Annotated in this window: 23 protein-coding genes and 1 tRNA gene; 11 read left to right on the forward strand and 13 right to left on the reverse strand. The window is 63.2% G+C overall.

What is annotated here, in order from left to right:
* Positions 1 to 21: 21 nt before the first annotated feature.
* From KCN53_RS08045 to KCN53_RS08075, 7 genes are all read left to right on the forward strand, one after another.
* Complete coding sequence (locus KCN53_RS08045) at positions 22 to 768, forward strand: hypothetical protein (RefSeq protein WP_088712837.1); 747 nt, start codon at positions 22 to 24, stop codon at positions 766 to 768.
* Between the two features lie 20 nt (positions 769 to 788).
* Positions 789 to 1544 (forward strand): hypothetical protein, encoded by a 756-nt coding sequence (locus KCN53_RS08050; protein ID WP_088712836.1) that lies wholly within the window; start codon positions 789 to 791, stop codon positions 1542 to 1544.
* A gap of 29 nt (positions 1545 to 1573) precedes the next feature.
* Entirely contained in the window at positions 1574 to 2362 is a 789-nt protein-coding gene (locus KCN53_RS08055; RefSeq protein ID WP_088712835.1) for a hypothetical protein, read from the forward strand.
* Positions 2363 to 2585: 223 nt separating this feature from the next.
* On the forward strand, positions 2586 to 3230 hold the full coding sequence (locus KCN53_RS08060; protein ID WP_088712834.1) for a hypothetical protein: 645 nt from the start codon (positions 2586 to 2588) through the stop codon (positions 3228 to 3230).
* A gap of 475 nt (positions 3231 to 3705) precedes the next feature.
* Positions 3706 to 3795, forward strand: a tRNA-Ser gene (locus KCN53_RS08065).
* A 170-nt stretch (positions 3796 to 3965) separates the two neighbouring features.
* Positions 3966 to 6257: a CDC48 family AAA ATPase gene (locus tag KCN53_RS08070; RefSeq protein WP_397333625.1), complete on the forward strand. Its 2292-nt coding sequence runs from the start codon at positions 3966 to 3968 to the stop codon at positions 6255 to 6257.
* A gap of 84 nt (positions 6258 to 6341) precedes the next feature.
* Positions 6342 to 7934 (forward strand): AMP-binding protein, encoded by a 1593-nt coding sequence (locus KCN53_RS08075; RefSeq protein ID WP_088713468.1) that lies wholly within the window; start codon positions 6342 to 6344, stop codon positions 7932 to 7934.
* A gap of 43 nt (positions 7935 to 7977) precedes the next feature.
* Here KCN53_RS08075 and rpmE read toward each other — a convergent pair whose 3' ends face one another.
* Positions 7978 to 8205: a 50S ribosomal protein L31 gene (gene rpmE / locus KCN53_RS08080; RefSeq protein WP_088712832.1), complete on the reverse strand. Its 228-nt coding sequence runs from the start codon at positions 8203 to 8205 to the stop codon at positions 7978 to 7980.
* A 216-nt stretch (positions 8206 to 8421) separates the two neighbouring features.
* Here rpmE and KCN53_RS08085 point away from each other — a divergent pair, with 216 nt between their 5' ends.
* Genes KCN53_RS08085 through KCN53_RS08100 form a run of 4 tightly spaced genes read left to right on the forward strand, consistent with a single transcriptional unit; the run spans position 8422 to position 13817 of the window.
* Entirely contained in the window at positions 8422 to 10014 is a 1593-nt protein-coding gene (locus KCN53_RS08085) for a carboxyl transferase domain-containing protein (RefSeq protein WP_088712831.1), read from the forward strand.
* A 5-nt stretch (positions 10015 to 10019) separates the two neighbouring features.
* On the forward strand, positions 10020 to 12002 hold the full coding sequence (locus tag KCN53_RS08090; protein ID WP_172406247.1) for an acetyl/propionyl/methylcrotonyl-CoA carboxylase subunit alpha: 1983 nt from the start codon (positions 10020 to 10022) through the stop codon (positions 12000 to 12002).
* Between the two features lie 12 nt (positions 12003 to 12014).
* Complete coding sequence (locus KCN53_RS08095) at positions 12015 to 13172, forward strand: isovaleryl-CoA dehydrogenase (protein WP_088712829.1); 1158 nt, start codon at positions 12015 to 12017, stop codon at positions 13170 to 13172.
* Positions 13173 to 13226: 54 nt separating this feature from the next.
* The gene (locus KCN53_RS08100; protein ID WP_088712828.1) at positions 13227 to 13817 is read left to right on the forward strand and encodes a hemerythrin domain-containing protein; all 591 of its coding nucleotides are present in this window, start codon (positions 13227 to 13229) and stop codon (positions 13815 to 13817) included.
* Between the two features lie 29 nt (positions 13818 to 13846).
* Here KCN53_RS08100 and fabZ read toward each other — a convergent pair whose 3' ends face one another.
* The 12 genes from fabZ to KCN53_RS08160 all read right to left on the reverse strand — a co-directional run bounded on the left by fabZ (position 13847) and on the right by KCN53_RS08160 (position 26116).
* Positions 13847 to 14311, reverse strand: a complete 465-nt coding sequence (gene fabZ, locus KCN53_RS08105) for a 3-hydroxyacyl-ACP dehydratase FabZ (RefSeq protein ID WP_088712827.1) — start codon at positions 14309 to 14311, stop codon at positions 13847 to 13849.
* Positions 14312 to 14319: 8 nt separating this feature from the next.
* Positions 14320 to 14943: an OmpH family outer membrane protein gene (locus tag KCN53_RS08110; RefSeq protein ID WP_088712826.1), complete on the reverse strand. Its 624-nt coding sequence runs from the start codon at positions 14941 to 14943 to the stop codon at positions 14320 to 14322.
* Between the two features lie 2 nt (positions 14944 to 14945).
* Positions 14946 to 17645 (reverse strand): outer membrane protein assembly factor BamA, encoded by a 2700-nt coding sequence (bamA, locus tag KCN53_RS08115; RefSeq protein ID WP_088712825.1) that lies wholly within the window; start codon positions 17643 to 17645, stop codon positions 14946 to 14948.
* Positions 17646 to 17690: 45 nt separating this feature from the next.
* Complete coding sequence (rseP, locus tag KCN53_RS08120; RefSeq protein WP_088712824.1) at positions 17691 to 18836, reverse strand: RIP metalloprotease RseP; 1146 nt, start codon at positions 18834 to 18836, stop codon at positions 17691 to 17693.
* Entirely contained in the window at positions 18833 to 19996 is a 1164-nt protein-coding gene (locus KCN53_RS08125) for a 1-deoxy-D-xylulose-5-phosphate reductoisomerase (RefSeq protein ID WP_207790611.1), read from the reverse strand. Before KCN53_RS08125 ends, rseP begins: the two co-directional genes overlap by 4 nt.
* Positions 19993 to 20781, reverse strand: a complete 789-nt coding sequence (locus KCN53_RS08130; RefSeq protein ID WP_207790610.1) for a phosphatidate cytidylyltransferase — start codon at positions 20779 to 20781, stop codon at positions 19993 to 19995. Before KCN53_RS08130 ends, KCN53_RS08125 begins: the two co-directional genes overlap by 4 nt.
* A complete protein-coding gene (locus tag KCN53_RS08135; protein WP_088712822.1) occupies positions 20768 to 21436 on the reverse strand; it encodes an isoprenyl transferase in 669 nt (222 codons plus the stop codon). Before KCN53_RS08135 ends, KCN53_RS08130 begins: the two co-directional genes overlap by 14 nt.
* 62 nt (positions 21437 to 21498) lie before the next feature.
* Complete coding sequence (frr, locus tag KCN53_RS08140) at positions 21499 to 22059, reverse strand: ribosome recycling factor (protein WP_088712821.1); 561 nt, start codon at positions 22057 to 22059, stop codon at positions 21499 to 21501.
* Positions 22060 to 22064: 5 nt separating this feature from the next.
* Complete coding sequence (gene pyrH / locus KCN53_RS08145; protein WP_088712820.1) at positions 22065 to 22796, reverse strand: UMP kinase; 732 nt, start codon at positions 22794 to 22796, stop codon at positions 22065 to 22067.
* Positions 22797 to 22955: 159 nt separating this feature from the next.
* Entirely contained in the window at positions 22956 to 23882 is a 927-nt protein-coding gene (gene tsf, locus KCN53_RS08150) for a translation elongation factor Ts (RefSeq protein WP_088712819.1), read from the reverse strand.
* Positions 23883 to 23996: 114 nt separating this feature from the next.
* Positions 23997 to 24794, reverse strand: a complete 798-nt coding sequence (rpsB, locus tag KCN53_RS08155) for a 30S ribosomal protein S2 (protein WP_088712818.1) — start codon at positions 24792 to 24794, stop codon at positions 23997 to 23999.
* Positions 24795 to 24937: 143 nt separating this feature from the next.
* Positions 24938 to 26116, reverse strand: a complete 1179-nt coding sequence (locus tag KCN53_RS08160; RefSeq protein WP_224199523.1) for a class I SAM-dependent RNA methyltransferase — start codon at positions 26114 to 26116, stop codon at positions 24938 to 24940.
* Between the last annotated feature and the right edge of the window lie 8 nt (positions 26117 to 26124).

Raw genomic sequence — 26124 nt, forward strand, 5'->3', positions numbered from 1 at the left:
ACAGGATCAGGGAGTGACTCCATGAACGACTTCGCAACAAAACAGGCCGCGCAGCGCATTTCGGGCTTATTGGGCGCCCTCTCGATAGCCCTCGCCCTGACCTCTACTCCCGCGCAGGCGGGCGGGGACATCACCAACTTCAACGTCAAGAACTGCACGCAGCAACGGATGTTCGTGTGCAGCTTCGACAAGACCGACAGTCTGATGAAGATTCCCTACAAGGCACGCGGCGTGCAGCCGGGTGACAAGAAGGAATTCGGCTGTGCCTCGCTGAACAAATGCAAGGTCATCATCGGCGTCTCCAAGAAGAAATCGAGTTCGACACTGTCAAGTGGCATGCAGGCAGGCCTGTCTACCGCCAGTGTCGGCTCCGGCCTAGTCGCGGCCGGATCCACGGGCCTCTTCCTTTTGACCGCGGACATGGTGACCGAGGGCACTGCGGTGGCATTGGTGGGCCTTGGCGGTGCGGGCGCCGGCGCGGTTCTTGCTCTCGGCGCAGCGGGCGCCGTGGCTGGGATCGAGATCGCGGACGGCTGGAAGGACGGCGAGGTCTGCAATCGTGTGAGGAAAGCGGCGCAGAAGGCCGGATTGAAACCGAAAGTCTTCATGAAAGACGGAAAAAAATATCAGGTCATCGAGCATTATGCGACCGACGACGACGGCAACTATTATGTGAATCCCGACGGTACAGCGATCCTCACCTATTCGATCGATCGGGGGAAAGGCTCCTGCCCCGCTCCCCTCGACACGCAGTTGGTGCCGAACTGAGCGGGTTCGAGGAGGCTGGCATGACCAGAGCTTCCAAGCTGTTGAGCGCGGCGTCGCTAGCCTTCGCAATGCCTGCCGCTCCCGCGCTCGCCGGCGGCGACATCACCAATTTCAAGGTGAAGAACTGCACGCAGGAGCGGATGTTCGTATGCAGCTTCGACAAGACCGACAGCCTGATGAAGATCCCTTACAAGGCGCGGGGGATCCAGCCGGGCGACAAGCGGGAATTCGGCTGCGCTTCGCTCAAGAAGTGCAAGGTGATTATCGGCGTCTCGAAGAAGAAGCCGAACAGAACCCTTTCCGAGGGAGTCGAGATGGGCCTGTCGGCGGGCACGGTGCTTGCCGGCACTGTAGCGGGTTTTTCCGCAGTCGGCGCGGTGGGAACTTCCGCCGGCATGACAGCGGTCGCCGGCTCGATCGCGCCTTCGGCTTCTGCCATGGCGACGGGGGCGTCGACACTGGCGACTCTGACGGCCGTCGGCGCGGGCGCAGCAGTGCTCACCGTTGCGGCCGGCGGGACCGTTGCCGCGCTCGAGATAGCCGATGGCTGGGGGGACGGCGAAGTCTGCAACCAGGTGCGCAAAGCCGCGAAGAAGGCTGGGCTGAAGCCCAAATCGTTCATGAAGAACGGCAAGACCTATCAGGCGATCGAGCAATACGCACTCGACGAGAACGGCAATTTCTTCATCAATCCCGACGGTTCGGCGGTTCTCACCTACTCGGTCGAGAAGAGTGGTCGCTCGTGCCCGCAAAGCCTACCGACCCAGCTTTTCTAAATCGAGGCAACGGCAGGAAGGATGTTTAAATGAACCTCTTCACGGCAGAGAGCGGTTTGACGCGAACCGCAGTTTCATTCGTGGGAGCAGCCCTCGCAATGGCCCTTCCGGTCGCGCCGGCCAATGCCGGCGGCGACATCACCAACTTCAACGTCAAGAACTGCACGCAGCAACGGATGTTCGTGTGCAGCTTCGACAAGACCGACAGCTTGATGAAGATTCCCTACAAGGCTCGGGGCATTCAGCCCGGAGACAAGAAGGAATTCGGCTGCGCTTCGCTCAACAAATGCAAGGTCATCATTGGCGTCTCCAAGAAGAAGACGACGAAGACGCTGTCAACGGGAATGCAAGCTGCGCTTGGCGCCGGGTCTGTTGCTGCAGCCGGGGTCTCCGGTGGCGCGGCCGTGACTGCGGGGGCAGCGGCGGCTGAAACGATAACCGTCTTCACCCTTTCGGGGACCGGAGTCGCGACCACCGTGGTCGGTGCATCGACTGTGACGGCGCTGACCGGGATCGCCGCCGCAACAGCAGTTGCCGCCGTGGCGGCTGGCGGCGCCGTAGCGGCGATTGAGATCGCGGACGGCTGGAAGGATGGAGAGGTCTGCAACAAAGTAAGGAAAGCGGCGCAGAAGGCCGGATTAAAACCCAAGAGCTTTATGAAGGACGGGAAGAAGTATCAGGTCATAGAGCAATACGCGACCGACAAGAGCGGCGACTTCTACGTGAACCCCGACGGCACAGCGGTGCTCACCTATATGATCGATAAGGGCAAGGGCTCCTGCCCCGCTCCCCTCGACACCCAATTGGTGCCGAACTGAGCGGATCTGAAGAGGCTGCCATGAAGAAACTTAGGCGACCGGAAAGCTTAGCAATCTCGATGTCGACCTTGATGGAGCGGCCGTGTCCTCCGGTGCGGTCACAGCTTGTTGGAGCCCCCGTCCTCTCTCGGCAGACGGCTTTTCTTAAACTGGTTCCGACCGGTCTGCCCCGAAATTCAACATGTGAGCCGGTCTCGAACCCTCAAGTAGGAGATTCTGTACGATGAGAAACTACCTCAAAACCGCCCTGGGTAATGTGCCGTTGTTCGCAACCGCCAGCCTTGCACTGGCCGCATCGATGACATTGTCTTCACCGGCCGTCGCGCAGTCCGCTTCCACAGCAGAAGACGTTTATGAGATCGGCAAATGGGTGATTCCTACGGTGGGCCTCACCGATCTCGCCATCGACGCGATTTCGAAGCCGAAACAGGTCAAGCGATACACCCATCCTGCATGTGCGGGCGCGAAGCCAATATGCGGAGTACTCGTCTATGCGAACGCTGGTGGCTATACTGTTACCAGTGTTTCGGTGAAGGCGAAATCGAGCCAGCCGTTCAGCACACCTCCTACGCATGCAGCATGTGCGGCAGTGAACCGGAAGCTCAAGGCCGACGTCAAGCTTAACACCTATGATACTTTCGTTCTGCCGGCCGACTGCGCCTACAAGTTGCAGATCAATATTTCCGGCGGGCCCAAGAAGGACAGGGATGTCTTTCTGACGCCCGGATGTCTGGTACAGGCATATACCGACGGTACAACGCTGCAAAACGAATGGCACAAGAAGATCAAATGGATGAAGGGTTCCAAACCTGAGGGCGGCGACGACTCACCCGACGATCCGCTGGGCAACAAATGTTCGGTATCTTAACCTTCATGATACCGTGCACGCTGCTCGCGCTTTGAACGCCTTCTGTTGCGCTGCTCCATCCCCTAGGTGGAGCAGCACACCCAATTCCGGAGGGTGGGAGAGCTAGCGCGGGAACGTTGAGGGAATCGATCCCGATCCGACTTTTGGGAATCCGTTGCTTTACCCTTGAGCTACACCCGCTGGTGGTGCCGAATCCTCGAAGAGGACAGCGCTGGTCAAAACCCTTCGTGCGGCTGCGGCACCCGGAACACGCTTGGGCCAGGCGCGTGAATGCGATCCGCTATCTGGATAGACAACGACAGCCTGCGCCTTCAAGGCTTGCCTGGGCACGGCTCAATCAGGCAGATGGAGCAATATCTGGCGTTTATAACGCCGGACCAGTCAGCGAGAGCAAAGCAAGGGCCCGTCACCAAACCGGCACACCGCGTCCGGTTTCGTTGTGAATGGCCAGAAACGCTATGCTTTTCAGATGTTTGGGCAGGTGGCTGAGCGGTTGAAAGCACCGGTCTTGAAAACCGGCAAGGGTTTATGCCCTTCGTGGGTTCGAATCCCACCCTGCCCGCCATCCCCGGTTCGCGACATTCCGCGGATGTCCGCTCGCCGCCGCGGTGAAATCGCGGAATTTTCGGTTCTTTCGCGCCTTGTGACGAGCACCTCTCCTTCCCAACTGACGCCGGAACGCTGCAGCCGCCTTCCCGTTGTCGCAGCAGACAGGTTTCAAGGAGTATGTCGGGCATGGCCGAACGCGGAGACAATAAGATCAAGCTGCAGGTGGCCAATGCAAGAAGCGGGGATTCCGGTCGCGGCATCGCTCGCATTCCGCGACAGCTTCTCGCCGAACTGAACATCGGCGAAGGCGCGCCCGTCGCCATCGAGGGCGAACGCCTGACGACCGCCATCGCCGTCGGCCCCTATGACGAGGACGAGGGGCTCGATGTCATCCGCCTCGACGGACTGCTCCGCGCCAACGCCGGCGTTTCGTCAGGCGAATATATCGCCCTCTCACGTGCCGAGGTGAAGCCAGCGACGAAGGTCGTCTTCGCGCCCGCACAGCAGGACGTCCGCCTCTCGGCTCAGACCGACGGCTTGAAGCGCTTTTTCACCGGCAGGCCGCTGACCGCAGGCGATGTCGTCGCCACCGTAGGCCGACAGCAGGCGCCCATCGACCCGCGCATCCCGCCGGCGATGCAGCAGCACCTCGCCCGCCGCGCCTATGGCCTTCAGGAAATCCGGCTGACGGTTGTCAGCGTCGCCCCTCAGGGCATCGTTGCCATCGATGAGAATACCGAAGTCGAGTTGCGCAGCGAGTATGAACCGCCCAAGGAAGGGCGGCGCATCGACGTTACCTATGACGATATCGGTGGCCTTGGACAGACGATCGACCAAGTCCGCGAGATGGTCGAGCTGCCGCTGCGCCATCCCGAGCTGTTCCAGCGCCTGGGCGTCGATCCGCCCAAGGGAGTGCTGCTTTACGGCCCGCCGGGCACCGGGAAGACACGCTTGGCGCGTGCTGTCGCGAACGAATCGGACGCTCATTTCCTTCAGATCGCAGGTCCGGAAATCATCGGAAGCCAATATGGCGAAAGCGAAAAGAAGCTTCGTGAGATATTCGAGGAGGCGGACCAGAACGCACCGTCGATCATTTTCATCGACGAGATCGATTCCATCGCGCCCAAACGCGACGAGGTTCGCGGGGAGATGGAGCGCAGGCTGGTCGCCACGCTGCTGACGCTGATGGACGGTATCAAACCGCGCCAGAATACCGTGGTGATCGCAGCCACCAACCGCCCCGACGCAATCGACGAAGCACTCCGTCGGCCTGGCCGGTTCGACCGCGAAATCATTATTGGCGTCCCCGACCAGGCCGGCCGTCAGGAAATCCTGGAGATCCATACACGCGGCATGCCGCTGGCCGAGAATGTCGATCTCGAGGAACTGGCGCGCACTGCCTATGGCTTCGTTGGCGCCGACCTGGCCGCGCTAGCTCGTGAGGCCGCGATCGAGGCGCTGCGGCGGATGCTGCCCGAAATCGATCTGGAAGCCGATCAGATCGCACCCGAAGTGCTCGAGAAACTGGATGTGCGGCGGGAGGATTTCGTGTCCGCGCTGAAGCGCGTCCAGCCGTCCGCCTTGCGTGAAATCATGATCCAGGCACCCGACGTCTCCTGGGACGACATCGGCGGTCTCGACAAGGTGCGCCAGCAGCTGAGCGAGGGTATCGAGCTACCGCTAAAAAACCCCACCGCCTTCCGCAGGCTCGGTATTCGTCCGGCCTCCGGCTTCCTGTTCTACGGGCCGCCCGGGACCGGTAAGACGCTCCTCGCGAAGGCTGTCGCCCGCGAATCGGAAGCGAACTTCATTTCCACCAAGTCCTCGGACCTCCTGTCGAAATGGTACGGCGAATCCGAGCAGCAGGTCAGCCGCCTGTTCGCACGCGCGCGCCAGGTTGCCCCGGCTGTCATTTTCATCGACGAAATCGACAGCCTCGCGCCTGCTCGCGGCGGCGGCCTGGGTGAGCCGCAGGTCACCGAGCGGGTCGTGAATACCCTCCTTGCCGAGATGGACGGGCTGGAGGAGCTGCAGTCGGTGGTCGTCGTCGGCGCCACCAACCGCCCCACCCTACTCGACCCTGCGCTGCTTCGTCCCGGCCGGTTCGACGAGCTCGTCTATATCCCGGTTCCCGAGCGGGAGGGCCGCGAGAAAATCCTCGGGATCCAGACCAAGGCTATGCCGCTCGCCGACGATGTCGACCTCGCATCGGTTGCGAAACGCACGGAACGCTATACCGGCGCCGACCTTTCCGATCTCGTTCGCAGAGCGGGCCTTGAGGCCTTGCGCAGGGAGATCCGGGACGCCGGCCATGCCTCCGTCACCATGGCAGACTTCGAAATTGCGCTGGACGAGAGTCGCGCGTCGATCACCCCGGAGACCGAGCGCGAATATGAAAAGATGCAGTCCAGTCTGAAGCAGGACGCCGCGGCCGCGCAGTCGATCGGCTTCATCGCTCCGAAATTGCGCGAAGACTAGCCGCCCTCTTATTTGCAGCGGGCGCGGGCGGCGCCGAGAACAGGCAGGATGGCGGCTCATCCTTCAATCAAGGGGCCGCCCGGTATGGACTTTAGTTTCGGCAGTGTCGCCGCCCGCCTTGGGAAAGGCGTCCATGGCGACGCGCCCGCAATCATTTGCGGTGACGCGGTCACCACTTGGCGCGACTTCGACCGCCGCACCGATGCGCTGGCGTCGGCGATGATCGCGGGCGGCGCCCAGCGGGGCGATAAAGTCGCGCATCTGATGCGGAATTCGCCCGCATATCTCGAAACCTGCTGGGCGGCGTTCAAGGCGAGGCTGGTCCACGTCAATGTGAACTACCGCTATACCGGCGAAGAGCTGCTCTACATCCTGGACAATTCGGATGCCACCACGCTCGTCTACGATGCCTCCTTTGCCGAGACGATCGCCAGCCTCCGGCCGCGCCTTTCGAAGGTGAAGCTGTTCCTGCAGGTGGGCGGTTCGGCGCCAGACTTCGCCGCGGACTTCGAAACGGCCGCGTCGGGCGAGGCCGGCAAGCTTCCCGACGATCACCAGCCCGATGACGAACTGTTCATCTATACGGGCGGAACGACAGGCTATCCGAAGGGCGTCATCTGGCGTCAGGGCGACCTTTGGCAGCTACTGGGCGGCGGCGCGCCGATGGTGGGCGCAGCGCCTGCTGAAAGCCACGACGCACTGACGGCGCAGGCGCGCTCGATGCAGGAGGACGGCTCGGTCCGCCGCGTCCTCGTCCTCCCGCCCCTCATGCACGGCACCGGCCTTCTCATGGGAATCTACGCGCTCGCGCTCGGCGGCACGACGGTGATTTGCGAAGGCGGCGGCTTCGAACCCGAAGAAGCGCTGCGCCTGATCGAAACGCACCGCCCGAATTGGGCCGTGATCGTCGGCGACGCCTTCGCCCGCCCTCTTCTCAAGCAGCTCGACGCGAAGGGCGGCGATATCTCGTCGCTGCAGATCATGATCTCATCCGGCACCATGTGGTCGCCCGAAGTGAAGGCCGGACTGCTGCGCCACAACGACGGACTCATGCTGATGGACTCGCTAGGGTCCTCGGAAAGCCTCGGCATGGGGGTTTCCGTGACGGCCAAGGAGAATGCCGGCGCTCCCACCCGTTTCGAGCATGACGAGGACACGATCATCGTCGACGAAGACCTGAAGCCGATCCCTCCCGGCGACGAACGGACCGGCAGAATCGCACGCGGCGGTCTGGGACCGATCGGCTATTACAAGGATCCGGAGAAAAGCGCCGCGACCTTCCTCGAAATTGACGGCAAGCGCTATACGCTGGCCGGCGACCATGCGCGCATGGAAACCGATGGTACCTTCACGCTGATGGGCCGCGGGAATCAGTGCATCAATTCGGGCGGCGAGAAGATTTTCCCCGAGGAGGTTGAAGAGGCCCTGAAGACGCACGCAGCCATCGACGATGCCCTGGTCTTCGGAATTCCCGACGAGACATGGGGCAGCGCCGTCTCGGCGATTGCAGAGGCGCACGCTCCTGTCGACGAGGACGACCTCGCCGCGCACGTGCGCTCGACCCTCGCCGCCTACAAGGCACCTAAACGGATCGTCATCGTGCCGCGTGTGCCGCGCGCGCCGAATGGCAAGGCCGACTACAAGACGGCCAAGGAACTGTTCGAGGAGGCAGGCTGAGGTAGGCGCGGGCGCAACGTCAGCCGCACCCTGCCCAAGCCGGCTATTTCTTGAGAGAAATCTTGCCGAAGCGCTTGTTGAATTTCGCCAGGCGTCCGCCGGCGTCCATCAGCTTCTGGTTGCCGCCCGTCCAGGCCGGGTGCGACGTGGAATCGATTTCCAGCTTCAGCGTATCGCCTTCGCTGCCCCAGGTGGAGCGCGTCTGGTAAGTCGTTCCATCGGTCATCTCGACGGTGATGGTGTGGTAGTCGGGATGGATCTCGTTCTTCATCGGATCGTCTTTCAAACTGCCTCTTGGGCTCCGCCGGTTACCGACCGGCGGCGCGAGGATTGGATCGCCTGTTCGCGAAGTGCCGGGCACATAGGGAAAAACGGTCATAGGCGCAAGGCCGCACCGGGCCAATGAGCCAGCCTTCTGACGCGCCAAGCGCGATCGTAACGAATGCAACCGCTTGAGGGGGCGACCCCCCTCCCCTATAGCGCGCCCATGTCCCGCCATATCGGCACACCCCTTTCCGCATCGGACCCCGAGGTCAAAGCCAATATCGCCGCCCGCGAAGCTGAGCTGGCTAACCTGCGGCAATTGTCGGCGCAGATCGCGGCAGGCGGCTCTGAGCGCGCAAGGGAGAAGCATGTGGGCCGCGGCAAGCTGCTGCCACGCGGGCGTGTCGAACGCCTGCTAGACCCCGGCACCGCCTTTCTCGAACTTTCGCTTCTCGCCGCTCACGATGTGTATGACGACGACGTACCTGCAGCGGGCATCATCACGGGCCTCGGTCAGGTCGAGGGTCGGCTATGCGTGATCGTCTGCAACGACGCCACGGTGAAAGGCGGCACCTACTATCCTCTGACCGTGAAAAAGCACCTGCGCGCACAGCGGATCGCACGCGAAAATGCCCTTCCCTGCATTTACCTGGTCGATTCCGGCGGCGCGAACCTTCCCAACCAGGACGAGGTCTTTCCCGACCGCGAGCATTTCGGTCGTATCTTTTACAACCAAGCGACGATGAGCGCGGACGGAATTCCGCAGATTGCCGTCGTGATGGGCTCCTGCACCGCAGGCGGCGCCTATGTTCCCGCGATGTCCGACCAGACGATCATCGTAAAGGAACAGGGTACGATCTTTCTGGGCGGTCCGCCTCTGGTGAAAGCCGCTACCGGCGAGGAAGTCACGGCGGAAGAGCTTGGCGGCGGCGACGTCCATACACGCCTCTCCGGCGTGGCGGATCATCTGGCCGCCGACGACGAGCATGCGCTGCGTTTGGCGCGCGACATCGTCGCCACCCTGCCGCCGCGTAGTCCTGCCGAGGTAAACCGCAGAACGCCGCTGCCCCCGCGCTTTCCCACCGAGGATATTTATGGCCTGATCCCCGAGGATTCGCGCAAACAGATGGATGCGCGGGAAATCATCGCGCGCATCGTCGATGACAGCGCCTTCGACGAATTCAAGCCGCTTTACGGGGAAACTCTGGTGACGGGCTTCGCCCATATCGAGGGCCTTCCCGTGGGGATAATCGCCAATAACGGCATTCTGTTCTCCGAGAGCGCGCAGAAAGGCGCGCACTTCATCGAGCTATGCTGCCAGCGCCGCATCCCGCTCCTTTTCCTGCAGAATATCAGCGGCTTCATGGTCGGTAAGCGTTATGAGAATGAGGGCATCGCCCGTCACGGGGCAAAGCTGGTGACCGCGGTCGCCTGCGCGGCCGTGCCGAAGCTGACCGTCGTCATCGGCGGAAGCTTCGGAGCAGGCAATTACGGCATGTGCGGCCGCGCCTATGACCCGCGCTTCCTTTGGATGTGGCCCAATGCCCGGATTTCCGTCATGGGCGGCGAACAGGCGGCGAGCGTGCTTGCAGAGGTGAAACGCGGCGGGTTCGAGTCCGACGCCGACCGTGAAGCCTTCAAGGCTCCCATCCGCGAGCAATATGAGGAGCAGGGCCACCCCTATTACTCGTCCGCGCGCCTGTGGGACGACGGTATCATCGATCCCGCCGAAACCAGGACCGTGGTGGCCCTCGGCCTCGAAGCGGCCCTCCAGACACCCGTTGAAGAAACGCGCTTCGGCGTGTTCCGGATGTAGCGCTGATGGACAAGCTTCTCATCGCCAATCGCGGCGAGATCGCCTGCCGCGTCATCCGCACCGCGCGGCGCATGGGCATCGCAACGGTAGCCGTCTATTCGGAAGCCGACCGCGACGCGCTGCATGTCGCTGCTGCCGACGAGGCCGTGTTCGTCGGCGCTGCCGCTGCGCGCGAATCCTATCTCGACATCGACCGGATCGTCGCGGCCGCACGCGACACCGGCGCCGATGCAATTCATCCCGGCTATGGTTTCCTGTCGGAAAATGCCGCGTTCGCGCGCCGCCTGGAGCAGGAAGGCATCGTCTTCGTCGGGCCGACGGCGGCTTCGATCGAGAAAATGGGCCTGAAGGACTCCGCGAAGGCGCTGATGAAGAAGGCCGGGGTTCCTGTAACGCCCGGCTATCAGGGCGACGACCAGTCGCTCCAGAGACTCGAAAAGGCGGCGCAGGCGGTCGGCTACCCGCTCCTGATCAAGGCCGTTGCGGGCGGCGGCGGCAAGGGCATGCGCCGGGTCGACGATCCTGAGGATTTCGCCGCCGAACTGATCGCGGCGAAACGCGAGGGTGAGAACAGCTTCGGCAATGGCTCGGTTCTGATCGAGAAGTTCATCACCCGGCCTCGCCATGTTGAGGTGCAGGTGTTCGGCGACACGCACGGAAATGTCGTGCATCTGTTCGAACGTGACTGCTCGCTGCAGCGCCGCCACCAGAAGGTGATCGAGGAGGCCCCCGCCCCGAACCTGTCCGAACGCACCCGGGAACGACTGGGTGACGCCGCGGTCAGGGCCGCGCAGGCGATTTCCTACACCGGGGCCGGCACCATCGAGTTCATCCTCGATACCGAAGCGAAGGACAAGGACGGCGAGCCGCCCTTCTACTTCATGGAAATGAATACCCGTTTGCAGGTCGAGCATCCGGTCACCGAACTTGTCACCGGGACGGACTTGATCGAATGGCAGTTTCGCGTGGCGAGCGGTGAACCCCTGCCCCTGGCGCAGGCAGAGTTGGCCGTTCAGGGCCATGCCGTCGAAGCCCGCCTTTACGCCGAGGATCCGGAAAGCGGCTTCCTCCCATCCACAGGTAGGCTGACGACGCTCGCTTTTCCTGCCGAGACGGGCGGCGTCCGGATAGATTCCGGCGTTGCGGAGGGCGGTGAGGTCACCGTTCACTACGACCCCATGATCGCCAAGGTGATCGCCTGCGGTCCGGACCGCGAAACGGCAATCGACCGCTTGATCGGCGCCCTCGACCGGACGGTCGTTACCGGTGTGAAGACGAACCGCGAATTTCTCGCACGCCTGATCGACCAACCTGCCTTCCGCGCAGGAGATGTAGAGACCGGCTTCATCGGGGCGCGCTTGGATAATCTGGTCGAGACGCCCCAGCCCGACGCAAACGCGCTCATTCTGGCGGCGGTAGCGAGCGCCGTCCCGCCCGAAACGAAGGCCGGAGGAACGATGTTCGCGCGTTTTTCGGGTTGGCGCATGAACCTTCCCGAGACGCGCTTCGCAGACCTGTTCGGCGCAGACGGCGAAGCCCTGCGGTTTACGCTGACACGCGCTGGCGAAGGCTGGACGCTTGAGGGCGCAGCCTCGGCCGACCTTCGCTCGGTTCAATGGTCGCAGGACGGTAAGCTGACTATCGTGACCGCCGAGGGCCGCCTGTCTGCAGTCACGATCCTCTCCGACGACCTCGTTGAGGTGCGCCTGCACGGTGCCGCCTACCGCTTCCTGCGCCGGGCCGAGGCGGCGGCGGCGTCACCGAGCGACGGCGCCGTGGTGGCGCCGATGCCCGGCCGCGTTCTCTCTCTTCTCGTCAAGGACGGACAGTCTGTCGAAGCCGGCGCGCCGCTTCTGGTGCTGGAAGCGATGAAAATGGAAAACCGGCTGACCGCGGCGATCGGCGGGGTGGTCACCGGCCTATCAGCTGCCGAGGGAGACCAGGTCGCCGAGGGCGCCGTGCTCCTCACTATCGAACCGCAAGACTAGGATACCGAGGCAATGAAGACGCTTCAGTTCGCCCACGGCGAAACCATCGACATGCTGCGCGACAGCGTGCGTGCGTGGGCGACCGACCGACTGGCACCGCGAGCTGCGGACATCGACGAGAGCAACCGCTTCCCCCGTGAGCTGTGGACCGAGCTGGGGGAGCTCGGCCTCCACGGCATCACCGTGGCGGAAGAGTATGGCGGCTCCGAACTCGGTTATCTGGCCCACACCGTCGCCATGGAGGAGATCAGCCACGCCAGCGCGTCGGTCGGCCTCAGTTACGGGGCGCATTCCAATCTGTGCGTGAACCAGATCCATCGCTGGGGCACCGACGAACAGAAGCAGACCTATCTGCCGAAGCTCGTGTCGGGTGAGCATGTCGGTTCTCTGGCCATGTCGGAACCGGGAGCGGGCTCCGATGTCGTCGGCATGAAACTGCGCGCCGAAAAGCGCAACGACCGCTTCATTCTCAACGGTAACAAGATGTGGATTACCAACGGGCCCGAAGCCGATACGCTGGTCGTTTATGCCAAAACCGATCCCGACGGCGGACCGCGCGGTATCACCGCCTTCCTGATCGAACGCGGGATGCGCGGCTTCTCGACCGCACAGAAGCTCGACAAGCTCGGTATGCGCGGATCCGACACCTGTGAGCTCGTGTTCGAAGATTGCGAAGTTCCCTATGAGAACATCCTCGGCGAGGAAGGCCGCGGCGCACAGGTCCTGATGTCCGGGCTCGACTATGAACGCGTGGTGCTTTCGGGCGGTCCTCTGGGCATCATGCAGGCATGCCTCGATGTGGTGCTCCCCTATGTTCACGAGCGCGAACAGTTCGGGAAGCCGATCGGGACCTTCCAGCTGATGCAGGCGAAAATCGCCGACATGTACGTCGCGCTCAACACCTCGCGCGCCTATGTCTACGCCGTTGCGGCGGCCTGCGACCGCGGAGAGACCGCGCGCAAGGATGCGGCAGGCGCGATCCTCTATTCGGCCGAACAGGCAACGAAATGCGCGCTCGAGGCCATCCAGGCTCTGGGCGGCAATGGCTATATCAACGAATATCCGACCGGCCGCCTGCTGCGCGACGCCAAGCTCTACGAAATCGGAGCGGGCACAAGCGAGATTCGGCGCTTCCTGATCGGCCGCGAACTGTTCGACGAAACCGCCTAGTCGGAACGGTCAGCCTCCCCGCCCGTTCATAGGGGTAAGGAGGACTTAAACCTAATGACCGATAATATCAGTGAAATTCGTTCGACTGCCGGCGACCTGTTCAGCGGAACGAGCGGCGCGGTAATCGCTGCCGGCGCCGCCGGCTTCGGACTCGGAATTCTGGCAGCGGCGGGCCGCCGCGCCGCCGTTCAAGCCCCGACATATTTCGCCGGCGACTGGCTGGACGGGATCAAACGCGAGCATGAAATGGCGCTCGAACTATTCGATGCCATTGAGGAAACGGACGCCAGCGAGCCTAAGAAGCGTGCCGCTTTGCTGCTTCAGTTGCAGCATGCGCTCGGCAAACACGCCGTCGAGGAAGAGGATGTGATCTACTGCGCGGTGCGCGACCATGGTGCCGACGAGAATGCCGACGAGCTGGTGCACGATCATGGTGTGGTGAAGCAGTTTCTCTACGACCTAGAGAAGATGGACAAGTCCGATCCGTTATGGATCGTCAAGGTCCGCGAATTCCGCAGCCATATCGAGGCACACATGCGTGAGGAGGAAGAAGAGATCCTCCCCCGCCTGCATGACCGCCTCTCAGACGAGCAGAACCAGAAGCTGACCAACCGCATGAACCGGGAGGGCTTCAAGGTAGCCTAGCAGTTTAAGCGCAGGTGCTCCGCTAGCACCTAGCTGTCGGCGATCATGGCGGTGAAGTCCGCCTCTGCCGTCACCTTGCCATCGATAGACGCGCGCCCGCTGAACTTCGAGACGCGGGCGCGCTGCTGTTTGAATTCGACGTTCAGGTCGAGAAGGCAGCCAGGCTCTACAGGGGCGCGGAACTTCGCATTCTCAATCGCCATGAAATAGACGAGCTTCCCCTCGGCCTCCGCGCCCAGAGACTTTATCGCCAGAATACCCGCAGCCTGAGCCAGCGCCTCGACCTGCAAGACGCCCGGCATGATCGGCCGGGAGGGAAAGTGTCCCTGAAAGAAGGGCTCGTTCATGCTGACGGCTTTCACGGCATGAATTTGCTCGCCGGGGGCGAGCTCTGCCACCCGGTCCACCATCAGCATCGGGAACCGGTGCGGCAGGGCAGCGAGCACGCCCGCTATGTCGAGCGCAACCGCGCCCTGCCGCTGATCGTCAGCCATGCCCGGAGCTACTGCTGCTGCGGCTGGGCCGCCTGCCGGGCCGCCGACAGCGTCTGGCCCGGCTGCCAGCCTTCCGGCGGCGTGATCTGTACCGACTGAATGCGCTGATTCAGCTGCAGAACCGTATCGTCGGTGATGTTCGCCGCATCCGGGTTAAGCGCAAGAAGCACAGCTTCCGGACGCACGGCCAGTTCGGTGCCGGTCGCCTGCATCGCTGCACGAACGGACGCATCGAGCTGCACCTGCACCTGCTCCGCAATATAGGCCTCGGCGCGGGCGATCGGCTGGTCGTACTGGGCCAGTTCCTGCTGTGCGGCCTGCTGGCGCTGCTGCAGTTGTGCCTGCTGCTGACGCAGAGCGTTCTGGTCGGCGTTGGGCTGCTGGGCGGCGGTCTGCAGCTGTTGTGCAAGCTGCTGCAGCTCGGTCTGCAGGGCCTGGGCACGCTGTTCGCGCTGCTGGATCTGCGTCGCATACTGCGTCCGCAGCTGCTGCACGGCCGCCTGATAGGCCTGGCTACTGCGGATGGCGCCCTGCGCGTCGAGAACACCCACCGTATTGGCCTGGGCAAATGCCGGCGCCGCTGCCGCGGTCAGCGCCGCAAGCGCGGCTGCCGTCGTCATCGTCTTGAACATGGTTAGAAGCTCGTCCCTACGTTGAATTGAAAGAGTTGCTCATCGTCGCCATCCTGACTGACGATGGCCTTGGCCAGATCGAACCGGAACGGCCCGAACGGCGAATTCCAGCTCGTTCCGATACCGATCGAAACGCGCGGCTTCGGCGTGTCACCGAGGAAACGCTCCTGAACGCCGGCGACCTGGCCGGTTACCGTTTCGCCGTCGATGATGACGGCGCTGTCGATCGTCGGCAAGTCGATGAGATCGCTGTCTTCGTCGAAGTCCACATTCCACAGCGCGCCAACATCGACGAAGATCGAGGGCCGGATACCCAGTTCCGACAGGCCCTGGCTCAGCGGTAGCTGCAACTCGGCCTTCGCCAGATAATAGGCTTCGCCGCCGAGCGAGTCGTCCTGACGGTTATCCTCGTCGAGGTCGGCGACAACAAAGCCGTCTTCGAGCGAGATCGAGCCATCCGAGTTCTGCGTAATCAGGTCGGTTACCGGGATCAGTTCGCCTTCGCCCTCATAGTCTCCGCTGACCCGCACATAGCGGCGGCGGATCACTCGCGGTCCCACACCGCGAATGTCGAACCCGCGCATGCGCGGCTCGCCCAGGAAGAAACGGTCGTTGATCCTGATCTCGTCGCCGCCATAGCCGGTGATGAAGCCGCCTTCGGCGCCGACATTGAAGATGAAGTTCGATCCGAAGAGCCGCCAATATTTATCGGCGTCCACCTGCGAGCGGATATATTTGACGCCGCCGAGCCCCGCCAGCGTCTGACTCAGCACGAACCGGTGACCGCGGCTGGGGCGGATACGGTTATCGGTATTGTCGTAGGCGAGGCTGAAGCCGACGGCGGACGTGGTGCGGTCGCCGATTGCATCGCAAAGGAAGCGGCCGGCGGCGAGCGGATTACACTCGTCGTCGTCGAATTCGCCATTTCCGTTCGTGTCGCTGAAGTAGGTCGACCGGTCGAGCGAGATCTCGTCGAACTGGAGAAGATAACGAACCGACGAGGACCAGAATTCGGTGATGGGGAAGCCGGTGCGAATCTGCCCACCGGTCGACACCTGCTCGTAGGTCGTGCGGCGATCGCCCGAGGACGTAAACGAGAAGCTGTTAATGTCCCGGCGATAAATGTCCGCGCCCAGCGCGAGGTTACGGTTGAACAGGTAAGGCTCGGTGAAGCCGAGATCGACGGAGCGCGAATAGCTCGACCAGTTTACCGTGGCGCGCAGTTCCTGCCCGAGCCCGCGGAAGTTCCGCTGCCGGATGGAGCCGGAGACCAGGAAGCGCTCGAAGCTGGAAAAGCCCGCCGAAAGCTGCAACTCGCCCGTTGCCTGCTCCTGCGCATTCACCTCCAGAACGACCTTGTCCGGCCCGCTACCCGGCCGCTGTTCGATCGACAGGTCTTCCTGGAAAAAGCCTAGCGAGCGGATACGGGCCTCGGACCGGCTGACGAGGAAGCTGTTGAACGGATCGCCTTCGACGAGGCGGAATTCGCGGCGCACGACCTTGTCGCGCGTAATCACATTGCCGTTGATGTCGATCCGTTCGACATAGACGCGCGGCGCCTCGCGGATGACGAAGATGATGTCCATCGTCAGGTCGTCGCGGTTGCGCGTGAACTGCGGCTGCACGTCGGCAAAGGCATAGCCGATCAAGCCGGCGGTTTCCTGGAGCTGCTCGATCGTGTCCTCGACGCGGCGGGCGTTGTAAACATCGCCCTCCTTGATGCCGATCAGGCTGCGGAAGGTATCGGCATTGATGTCGCGAATCTCGGATTCAAGCTCGATTTCGCCGAAATTATACCGCTCACCCTCGTCGATGACGTAGGTGATCAGGAAGTCTTCCTTGTTCGGCGCAAGCTCCGCCACGGACGACACGACGCGGAAATCGGCGAAGCCCTCAGTCAGGTAGAACTGCCGCAGGACCTGCTGGTCGTAAGCCGAGCGGTCGGGGTCGTAGGTGTCGTTCGAGGTGAAAATACGGTACCATTTGGCCTCACGCGTTGCGATTTCGCCGCGCAGTTGGCCGTCCGAAAACTCCTCGTTGCCGACGATGTTGATGCGCCGGACCTTCGACTTCGGCCCTTCCTCGATATCGAACACGACATCGACGCGGTTCTGGTCGAGCGGAACGATCAACGGCTCGACCGAGGCGGCGAAGCGTCCCTGACGCCGATAAAGCTCGACGATCCGTTCGACGTCGCTGCGCGCCTTGGCGCGGGTGAAGATCTGCCGGGGCGCCAAGCGGATTTCAGGAGCGATCTTGTCGTCCTTGACCCGCTCGTTGCCCTCCAGAACGATCCGGTTGACCACCGGGTTTTCCTGCACGCGCACGAGAAGATCGCCGTCCCCACGATCGGTGATCGTCGCGTCGGCGAACAGCGATGTGGCGTAGAGCGACTTCAGCGCCTGATCGAGGATCAAGCGGTCATATTGCTGGCCGGCCGACAGACCGAGATAGGACACGATCGTTTCCGGCTCGAGACGTTCGTTCCCCTCGATCGTGATCGAGCGTACGATGCCGGAAATCTCCGGCTGCGAGACCGCGGCGGGCACTTCCGCCTCGGACTGGGCGCCGAACAGCGGATCGGACTGCGCACCTTCGGGCAACTCCTGCGCGCCGGCCGCCACGGCCAAGCCGCTGACCGAACCGGCAAGAAGGAGGAAAGTGCGCGCGCTGCGGCGTGCTGCAGAAAACCCGTTACTCAAGAGACCTTAACCCTTTTTACTGCCCTACGCCCGCCAGCAGGCCGATCACCCGAAAATCTGCACCGCACGGTCGAACACTCCAAAGGATGCCAGGTCGTTGATCGTGACAACCAGCATGAAGGAGACGACGAGTGCGAACCCCGCCATGAAGGCCCATTGCTGCGCCTGTTCGGGAAGCGGGCGCCCGCGTACAGCCTCGGCTGCATAGAGCGCAAGATGGCCGCCGTCGAGCATAGGGATCGGCAGCAGGTTGATGAAGCCGAGATTGATGGAAATGAGCGCCATCAGACCGATGAACGCCGGCGGTCCCAACGTCGCGACTTCGCCCGAAATTTTGCCGATCTTCAGCGGCCCGCCAAGTTCGTCGATCGTCCGATAACCCGCGATCAGGTGCCCGATAAGCTTCACCATGGACTCTATGGTATCGCCGGTCTGCTTCACGCCGAGCGCCAGCGCGCGAAGGGGACCGGCTTCGCGAACCTCGGCTTCGGGGCTGGACTGGACACCGAGCCGGCCGATGCGGCCCCGATTGCCAAAGCGATCTTCGATTTCCACCACGTCAGGCGTAATCGTAAGCGTGCGCGCCTCACCGCCGCGTTCGATCTCGACGCGCATCGGCAGGCCGGGATTCATCGTCACTTCGGAAACCAGATCGTCCCAGGCCTCGATGTCACTCCCGTCGACGGAAATGAAGCGGTCGCCGGGCTGCAGTCCTGCCTCGGCTGCCGCCGTGCTCTCGCCTACGGCTGCGACGACAGGCGGGCGCACGACCTGGCCATAGGCAAAATTGAGACCGGCGAAGATGAAAACCGCCAGAACAAGGTTGATGGCGGGCCCCGCAGCAACGATCAACGCCCTCTGCCAAAGCGGCTTGAACGCGAAATAATGGCGACGCTCGGCCTCGGGAATTTCGTCGAGTCCTTCGCTCCCGGCTCCGGCCTCATTGGCGTCCCCGGCGAACTTCACATAGCCGCCGAGTGGAAGCCAGGAGAGCTGCCAAGTGGTACCGCGACGGTCGGTCCAGCCGGCAACGCGGCGCCCGAACCCGATGGAAAAACTGTCGATGCGCGTGCCGAACGCCCGCCCCGCCAGATAATGGCCCAGCTCATGAATGGTGACGAGGGGGCCGATCATCAGGAAGAACATGGCTACCGTGAACAGGAAGCCGGGCTGGGTCACTGTATCGCTCATGCGTCGATCATCTCGCTCATCAGGTTGCGGCTACGACGGCGCGCCCTCGCATCGCAGGCCACAATTGCGTCGAGCGTATCGACCGCGCACCACGGCTCGGCGTCGAGAGCACGCTCGGCGGTCTCGGCAATCTCGAGAAATCCGATCCGGTCGTTCAGGAAGAAGTCCACGGCCTCCTCATTGGCGGCATTCAGTATAATGGGAGCTGAACCGCCTGCTTCCATGGCCTCCCTCGCCAGCCTGAGAGCGGGAAAGCGGACCGGGTCCGCTTCTTCGAAATCGAGCCGCGCGACTTCGGCCAGGTCGAGCCGGCGCGCGGGCGTTTCGATCCGTTCGGGATAGGCGAGGGCATAGGCAATCGGGGTTTTCATGTCGGGCGACCCGAGCTGGGCCAGAAGCGACCCGTCACGATATTCGACGAAGGAGTGCACGATCGACTGGGGATGCACGACTACGTCGATCTTCTCCGGCCCGACCGGAAACAGGCGCTCCGCCTCTATCATTTCCAGCCCCTTGTTCATCAGGGTGGCGCTGTCGACGGAGATTTTCGCGCCCATTGACCAGACCGGATGCGCCACGGCTTCGCGAGCGGTCATCGTCCGCATTTCTTCCAGCGATTTCTGCCGGAACGGCCCCCCGCTGGCCGTAAGGATAATCCGTTCGACGCTATCCGCCTGTTCGAAATCAAAAACCTGGAAGATCGCATTGTGTTCGCTGTCGACGGGCAGCAGCGTCGCGCCGGATGCCTTGGCAGCGGCCAGGATCACAGGCCCGGCGCACACGAGCGTTTCCTTGTTGGCGACGGCCACGATCCCGCCGCGCTCGACCGCCCTTAACGTCGGGAACAGCCCCGCCGCGCCAACGATGGCGGCCAGAGTCACATCCACCTCGCGATCCGCCGCGTCGACCAGTGCGTCCGCGCCCGCGGCCACGCCGATCCCGGTACCGGCAAGCGCCGCCTTCAGCTCGCCGTAGCGATGTTCTTCGGCAATGACCGCGAGACTGGCACCAACGCTGATCGCAGCACTGGCCAGCGCGTCCACATTCCGGTTCGCGGTAAGGACCTCGACCGCCCACAGTTCAGGCTGATGCGCGACCAGTTCGAGCGCCGATGTGCCAACGGACCCCGTGGCACCGAAGATCGACAGGCTTCGCGTCACTGCTGCGCCGCCCAGACTGCGCCAGCAACCAGGACCGAAACCGGAACCAGACCGTCGAGCCGGTCGAGAATGCCGCCATGGCCTGGCAGCAGGTTGCCGGAGTCCTTCACGCCGGCTTTCCGCTTCACATGACTTTCGTAGAAGTCGCCGACCTGGGCGGCGACGGCAAGGCCGGCTGCCAGTGCCGCCGACAGAGAGACGGCGAATGGCAACGGAAAGATGATGGCGAGCAAGGCTCCGGTCAGACCCGATGCCGCCATGCCGCCGAACAGGCCCGCCCATGTCTTCGAGGGGCTGATCTTGGGCGCAAGCTTTGGACCGCCGATGGTGCGTCCGGCGAAATAAGCGCCGATGTCGGTCGCCCAGACAATGGCAAGCGTCCAGATGAGGAGTTCGTAGCCCTGGTCCTGAGCGCGCAGCCAGACCAGCGCGATGGCGGGAATACCGCAGTATAGTGCGCCGACGCCGGCCGCGGGCCGCCGGAAATAGCCAAGGGCGGTCACACCGACCGCCGCGAAGGCGTAAAGGAAGAAGCCCTCGTTCGCCAGCACGACCGCACCCGCCAATCCGACAAACCCTCCCAGCCGCAGCGCGCGCCGGAGGAGATGCATTCGCGTCCATTCGCGGAACATCAGCAGCGCCGCGAGGCCGATCATGAAATTGAATACCAGCCCGCCTTGCCAGCCGCCCAACAGGGCGATCGCGATCAGCGCCAGTCCTACGATAACGCGCGGCTGAAGATCCTTGTACCGAACGCGAAGAGAGGGTTTCTCAGAGGCCGCCATAACGCCGCTCCCGCGCGGTAAACTCTGCGCAGGCCTGTCTCAGGTCCTCGGCGCCGAAGTCGGGCCAAAGCACCGGTGTGAAGACGAGTTCGGAATAGGCGGCCTGCCAAAGGAGGAAGTTCGACAGCCGTTCCTCCCCGGAGGTACGGATGACAAGATCGGGGTCGGGAAGCCTCGCCGTGAACAGTTCGGCGGCTAGGACATCCTCGTCGATGTCCGCCGGGTCGAGCTCGCCGTCGCGGCTGCGTTCGGCCAGGCGTCTTGCCGCACGAACCAGTTCGTCGCGGGCGCCGTAGTTGAGCGCGATGACCAGCGTCAGTCCGGTATTGCCCGAAAGCCGCTCCAGCGCACTTTCCAGGAGGGACACCGCGTCGGCCGGCAAGGCGCGCCAGTCGCCGATCAGCTGCAACCGAACATTGTTCTGGTCGAGTTCGGCGATTTCGCTGCGCAAATATTGCTTTAGCAGGCCGAACAGATAACCGACCTCTTCCTCCGGACGCTTCCAGTTTTCGGAGGAGAAAGCGTAGAGCGTCAGAACTTCGATGCCGATCCGCGGTGCGGTCTCGACCGCCCGCCGAACCGCATCGGCACCTGCCTTGTGACCTGCCGCCCGCGGCAGTCGGCGCGCGGTCGCCCAGCGGCCATTACCGTCCATGATAATGGCGACGTGCCGCGGTGCCGACTGCTCCGCCGGACCGCCAGGGGCAGGTCTGGCCGTCACTGCCCCATGATTTCCTTTTCCTTGGACGCCATGACCTTGTCGATTTCCTCGATGCGGGCATCGGTCATTTTCTGGACCTCTCCTTCGCCGCGCTTTTGGTCGTCCTGACTGATATCGCCGGCCTTCTCGGAGGCCTTCAGCGCCTCCATGCCGTCGCGGCGTACATTGCGCACGGCAACCTTCGCCTTTTCGCCATATTGCGACGCGAGTTTCACCAGCTCCTTGCGCCGCTCCTCGGTCATGTCCGGAATCGGCAGCCGGATAGTCTGTCCGTCGACGACCGGGTTGATGCCGAGCCCGGCCGACCGGATTGCCTTTTCCACCGGCTGCACGTTCGACTTGTCCCAGACATTGACCGACAACAGACGCGGCTCCGGCGCGGTGACGGTGGCAACCTGGTTCAGCGGCATCTTCGACCCGTAAACCTCCACCTGTACCGGATCGAGCAGCGTCGTATTCGCGCGGCCCGTGCGAAGACCCGAAAGGTCACTTTTCAGCGATTCGACGGCACCATCCATGCGGCGTTCGATATCGCCGCGATCATAACCTTCTGCCATAGCCTTTACCCTTGGTCCTTCTGGTTCTCTACGATCGTGGAAACGCCTTCGCCGGCGAGCACGCGGGCCAGATTGCCGCGCTCGCGAATGTTGAAGACGACGATGGGAATATCGTTGTCGCGGCACACCGCCACTGCCGAGGCGTCCATTACCTTCAGATTGTCCGACAGCACACGGTCGAAGCTCAGGCTGTCATAGCGTTTGGCGGTGCGGTCCTGTTTCGGGTCCGCCGTGTAGACGCCGTCTACGCTTGTTCCCTTGAACAGCGCGTCGCACTGCATCTCGGCGGCGCGAAGTGCCGCAGCGGTGTCGGTGGTAAAGAAGGGATTGCCTGTGCCAGCGGCGAAGATGACGATACGTTCGCGCTCCATGTGGCGCATCGCGCGCCGCCGGATATAGGGCTCGCACACGCTGGCCATCGGAATGGCCGACTGGACACGCGTGTCGACGCCCTGCTGCTCGAGGGCGTTCTGCACCGCGAGCGCGTTCATCACGGTCGCGAGCATGCCCATATAGTCTGCACTCGCCCGGTCGAAGCCCTGGTCCGCAGCCGCTAGGCCGCGAAAGATGTTGCCGCCGCCGACGACGAGGCAGAGCTCGAAGCCCGCCTCGCGCGCCAGCTTCACCTCTTCCGCAACGCGGGTGACCGTTTCCGTATCGATACCGAACTGCTGATCGCCCATCAGGGCCTCGCCGGACAGCTTCAGGAGAATACGCTTGAAGTTTCGCTGCGGCATGCGCGCCACCGTCTCCCCAGACCGCCGACTATTCGGAAATTATGGCGCGACCTTACGCAGCGCCCGTCTGCGCGGCAAGAACGCACGCGCGTCCGCGTGTCAACGCGGTTGTCGCGCGGAGCCCGAACTCCCAGGCGGAAATTCGGGCCCCGCTCGTCCTTACTGACCGACTGCGGCAGCCACTTCGGCAGCGAAGTCGCTTTCCTCGCGCTCGATACCCTCGCCGAGCTGGAAGCGGGCATAGTCGGAGATCTTAATCTCCGCGCCGAGCTCCTTGCCCTTCGCGGCCACCACGTCGGACACCTTGGCCTTGCCGTCGATGACATAGACCTGACCGAGCAGCGTGTTCTCGCTGAGGAACTTGCGGACCGAACCTTCGACCATCTTCTCGACGATGTTGTCGGGCTTGCCGCTTTCCTTCGCCTTCTCGGTGGCGATGGCGCGCTCACGAGCAATGGTCTCGTCGTCGACGCGGCTCTCGTCCAGCGCGAGCGGCGCCGCTGCCGCGATGTGCATCGCAAGCTGCTTGCCGAAAGCTTCGAGCTCGGCCTTGTCAGCGGTCGATTCCAGGGCGACGAGAACGCCGATCTTGCCGAGGTCGGGCGCCATCTGGTTATGGACGTAAGACGATACCACGCCCTCGGAGACGCTAACGACCGCCGCGCGGCGCAGCTGCTGGTTCTCGCCAATCGTCGCGATGTTGTCGGTCAGCCGGTCGGCCACGGTCTTGCCGTCGGCCATGCTTTCCGTCTTCAACGCTTCGACGTCCTCGATCTTCTTTTCCAGCGCGATCGCCGTCACATTCGCGACGAACTGCTGGAACTTCTCGTTCTTGGCGACGAAGTCCGTCTCCGAGTTCACCTCGACGACTGCGCCGGTTGTTCCCTCTGCGGCAACGCCGATCAGGCCTTCAGCCGCGGTGCGGCTGGACTTTTTCTGCGCCGCGGCGAGACCCTTTGTGCGCAGCCAGTCGACCGCCGCTTCCATGTCGCCGTTGGTCTCGTTCAGCGCCTTCTTGCAGTCCATCATGCCCGCGCCGGAACGTTCGCGCAGGTCCTTCACCATTTTCGCCGTAATCTCGGCCATGTCTTATCGTCCTTCCATATATCGGAGCGCATCTCTGGGAGCGCGCGATCCGGCAGCGGGCGCAGCGCTTGCGTGCGCCGCCTGCCACCGGACCATGACAGTTTCGTGAGGCCCTCAGGCCGCCGCGTCGGCCGTCTGCTGCTCGCCCGCTTCCTCGGCTTCGGCGACTGCCGGTTCGGCCGGAGGAGTCTCGGACGCGCCGGGATCGCTGCCGAAATCTTCCTGGCGCATGTCTTCGCCGCCGGTGCAGGCCTCTGCGATCAGGTCGCAATAGAGCCGGATGGCACGGCTGGCATCGTCATTGCCGGGAACCGGAAAGGCGATGCCGGACGGGTCCGAATTGGAGTCGAGGATCGCGATGACCGGAATGCCAAGAACGTTGGCCTCCTTGACCGCAAGGTCTTCCTTGTTCGTGTCGATCACGAACATCAGGTCCGGCAGACCGCCCATGTCGCGAATGCCGCCCAGCGAGCTTTCGAACTTGTCGCGCTGGCGGGTCATCTGAAGGACTTCCTTCTTGGTGAAGCCCGACGTGTCGCCCGAAAGAGTTTCTTCCAGTTCCTTGAACTTCTTGATGGAATTGGAAATCGTCTTCCAGTTGGTCAGCATGCCGCCGAGCCAGCGCTCGTTCACATAATGCTGCCCCGCACGGCGTGCCGCCTCGGCGATCGGTTCCTGCGCCTGGCGCTTCGTGCCGACGAAAAGCACCTTGCCGCCGGCCTGGACGGTGGCGCGGACGAAGTCGAGCGCGCGCTGGAACAGCGGCACGGTCTGCGACAGATCGATGATGTGGACGTTGTTACGCTCGCCGAAGATATACGGCTTCATCTTCGGGTTCCAGCGGTGCGTCTGGTGGCCGAAGTGGGTGCCGGCTTCAAGCAGCGCCGACATCTGCACATTGGGTGCAGCCATGGATAGTCTCCTTCCGGTTAGACCTCGATGCGGAGGGAAGGCGAGACAACCCCGCCCACCGGATATGTGCCCGCATCTGTGGGATGCGCGCGCACATAAGCGAGCGCGGCGCCGGTTGCAAGCCTCGGTGGGGGCCGCGTGCGCTACCGGACGAAATTGGCGGCAAGCTCCACATGTGTGGACCAGCGGAACTGCGCGACCGGTCGCAGCTCCTCCAGGCGAAAGCCGCCGGCAACCAGGATTTCGGCATCCCGCGCGAAGGTGCTGGGATTGCAGGATACGTAGACGAACCTCTCCAGGTTCGACGCGGCGGCTGTCTCGCACTGGATACGAGCCCCCGCGCGCGGGGGATCGACCACGACGCAGTCGAAGGATTTCAACTCCTTCGCCGTGTACGGACGGCGGAAGAGATCGCGATGGTCGGCGCCCAGATTGAAGCCGCCTGCCCCGGCGGCCTGCTTCAAGGCCTCGATCGCTGGCCCTGCCGCATCCGCCGCCGTCACCTTTGCACGTCTGGCGAGAGGCAGTGCGAACGTGCCGAGGCCGCAGAAGAGGTCCGCGACACGCCCCGCTCCTTTTGCGAAGTCCAGGACAGCGGCTTGCAGTGCCGCTTCCCCGTCCGCCGTGGCCTGCAGGAACGATCCGGCGGGAAAGGCGACCCCCTGACCGTCGAATGCCACCATGGGCAGGTCTCGCTGGAACAGCGGCTCTGCGGCCCCCCGGTCCTCGACGGAAATCCGCGCGACTCCGGCGCGTTCCATCCAAACCGGGCTGAAAGCCCTGCGCGCGCGCTCTGGCGACATATTGGTCATCAGCATGTCGTAACCGTTGAGCGTTTCGGTCAGCGTCAGGGAAGATATCCAGTCCGCTGGAAGCGCCGCACTCAGCGGTTCGCGAAGGGCGCCGAGCAAACAGAAAAGTCCCGGCGTCAGGACATGGCATTCCTCGATATCGACGACGGTGCGGCTGCTTTCCTCATTGAAACCGAGTGACAGGCGGCCTCCGCGCGTTTGCGCGCGCAGCGATGCGCGGCGGCGGCTTCGCGGAGGCGAGATGTGTGTCCGAGCGACCGCCCCCGGGGCGATGCCGCTCTTTGCGAGTGCGCTTTCGATACGACCGCGTGCGAAGGCGCCCAGCACCTCGTCATCGGCATGTTGAAGCTGACAGGCCCCGCATGTTCCGAAATGGCGACAAGGCGGTTCCCGCCGATGCGGACCGGGCTCGATCCGGCCATCCTCGTGAACGAGATCGCCCGGAACGGCGCCGGGTACGAACGTGCCGCTCTCCGTTACCCCGTCCCCTCTTGCGGCAAGTCGGGCCACGCGGCGGG

It is taken from the genome of Pacificimonas aurantium (assembly GCF_020092905.1).
Lineage (GTDB): Bacteria > Pseudomonadota > Alphaproteobacteria > Sphingomonadales > Sphingomonadaceae > Pacificimonas > Pacificimonas aurantium.

Bases quoted from the DNA above. Each gene is read 5' to 3' on its own strand.
- KCN53_RS08055 (WP_088712835.1), top strand. From the start codon at position 1,574: ATGAACCTCTTCACGGCAGAGAGCGGTTTGACGCGAACCGCAGTTTCA.
- KCN53_RS08100 (WP_088712828.1), top strand. From the start codon at position 13,227: ATGACCGATAATATCAGTGAAATTCGTTCGACTGCCGGCGACCTGTTC.
- frr (WP_088712821.1), bottom strand. From the start codon at position 22,059: ATGGCAGAAGGTTATGATCGCGGCGATATCGAACGCCGCATGGATGGT.
- KCN53_RS08050 (WP_088712836.1), top strand. From the start codon at position 789: ATGACCAGAGCTTCCAAGCTGTTGAGCGCGGCGTCGCTAGCCTTCGCA.
- KCN53_RS08135 (WP_088712822.1), bottom strand. From the start codon at position 21,436: ATGGACGGTAATGGCCGCTGGGCGACCGCGCGCCGACTGCCGCGGGCG.
- rseP (WP_088712824.1), bottom strand. From the start codon at position 18,836: ATGAGCGATACAGTGACCCAGCCCGGCTTCCTGTTCACGGTAGCCATG.
- KCN53_RS08090 (WP_172406247.1), top strand. From the start codon at position 10,020: ATGGACAAGCTTCTCATCGCCAATCGCGGCGAGATCGCCTGCCGCGTC.
- KCN53_RS08070 (WP_397333625.1), top strand. From the start codon at position 3,966: ATGGCCGAACGCGGAGACAATAAGATCAAGCTGCAGGTGGCCAATGCA.
- KCN53_RS08085 (WP_088712831.1), top strand. From the start codon at position 8,422: ATGTCCCGCCATATCGGCACACCCCTTTCCGCATCGGACCCCGAGGTC.
- fabZ (WP_088712827.1), bottom strand. From the start codon at position 14,311: ATGGCTGACGATCAGCGGCAGGGCGCGGTTGCGCTCGACATAGCGGGC.
- KCN53_RS08075 (WP_088713468.1), top strand. From the start codon at position 6,342: ATGGACTTTAGTTTCGGCAGTGTCGCCGCCCGCCTTGGGAAAGGCGTC.
- rpmE (WP_088712832.1), bottom strand. From the start codon at position 8,205: ATGAAGAACGAGATCCATCCCGACTACCACACCATCACCGTCGAGATG.
- rpsB (WP_088712818.1), bottom strand. From the start codon at position 24,794: ATGGCTGCACCCAATGTGCAGATGTCGGCGCTGCTTGAAGCCGGCACC.
- KCN53_RS08045 (WP_088712837.1), top strand. From the start codon at position 22: ATGAACGACTTCGCAACAAAACAGGCCGCGCAGCGCATTTCGGGCTTA.
- KCN53_RS08095 (WP_088712829.1), top strand. From the start codon at position 12,015: ATGAAGACGCTTCAGTTCGCCCACGGCGAAACCATCGACATGCTGCGC.
- pyrH (WP_088712820.1), bottom strand. From the start codon at position 22,796: ATGCCGCAGCGAAACTTCAAGCGTATTCTCCTGAAGCTGTCCGGCGAG.
- KCN53_RS08060 (WP_088712834.1), top strand. From the start codon at position 2,586: ATGAGAAACTACCTCAAAACCGCCCTGGGTAATGTGCCGTTGTTCGCA.
- KCN53_RS08130 (WP_207790610.1), bottom strand. From the start codon at position 20,781: ATGGCGGCCTCTGAGAAACCCTCTCTTCGCGTTCGGTACAAGGATCTT.
- KCN53_RS08110 (WP_088712826.1), bottom strand. From the start codon at position 14,943: ATGTTCAAGACGATGACGACGGCAGCCGCGCTTGCGGCGCTGACCGCG.
- tsf (WP_088712819.1), bottom strand. From the start codon at position 23,882: ATGGCCGAGATTACGGCGAAAATGGTGAAGGACCTGCGCGAACGTTCC.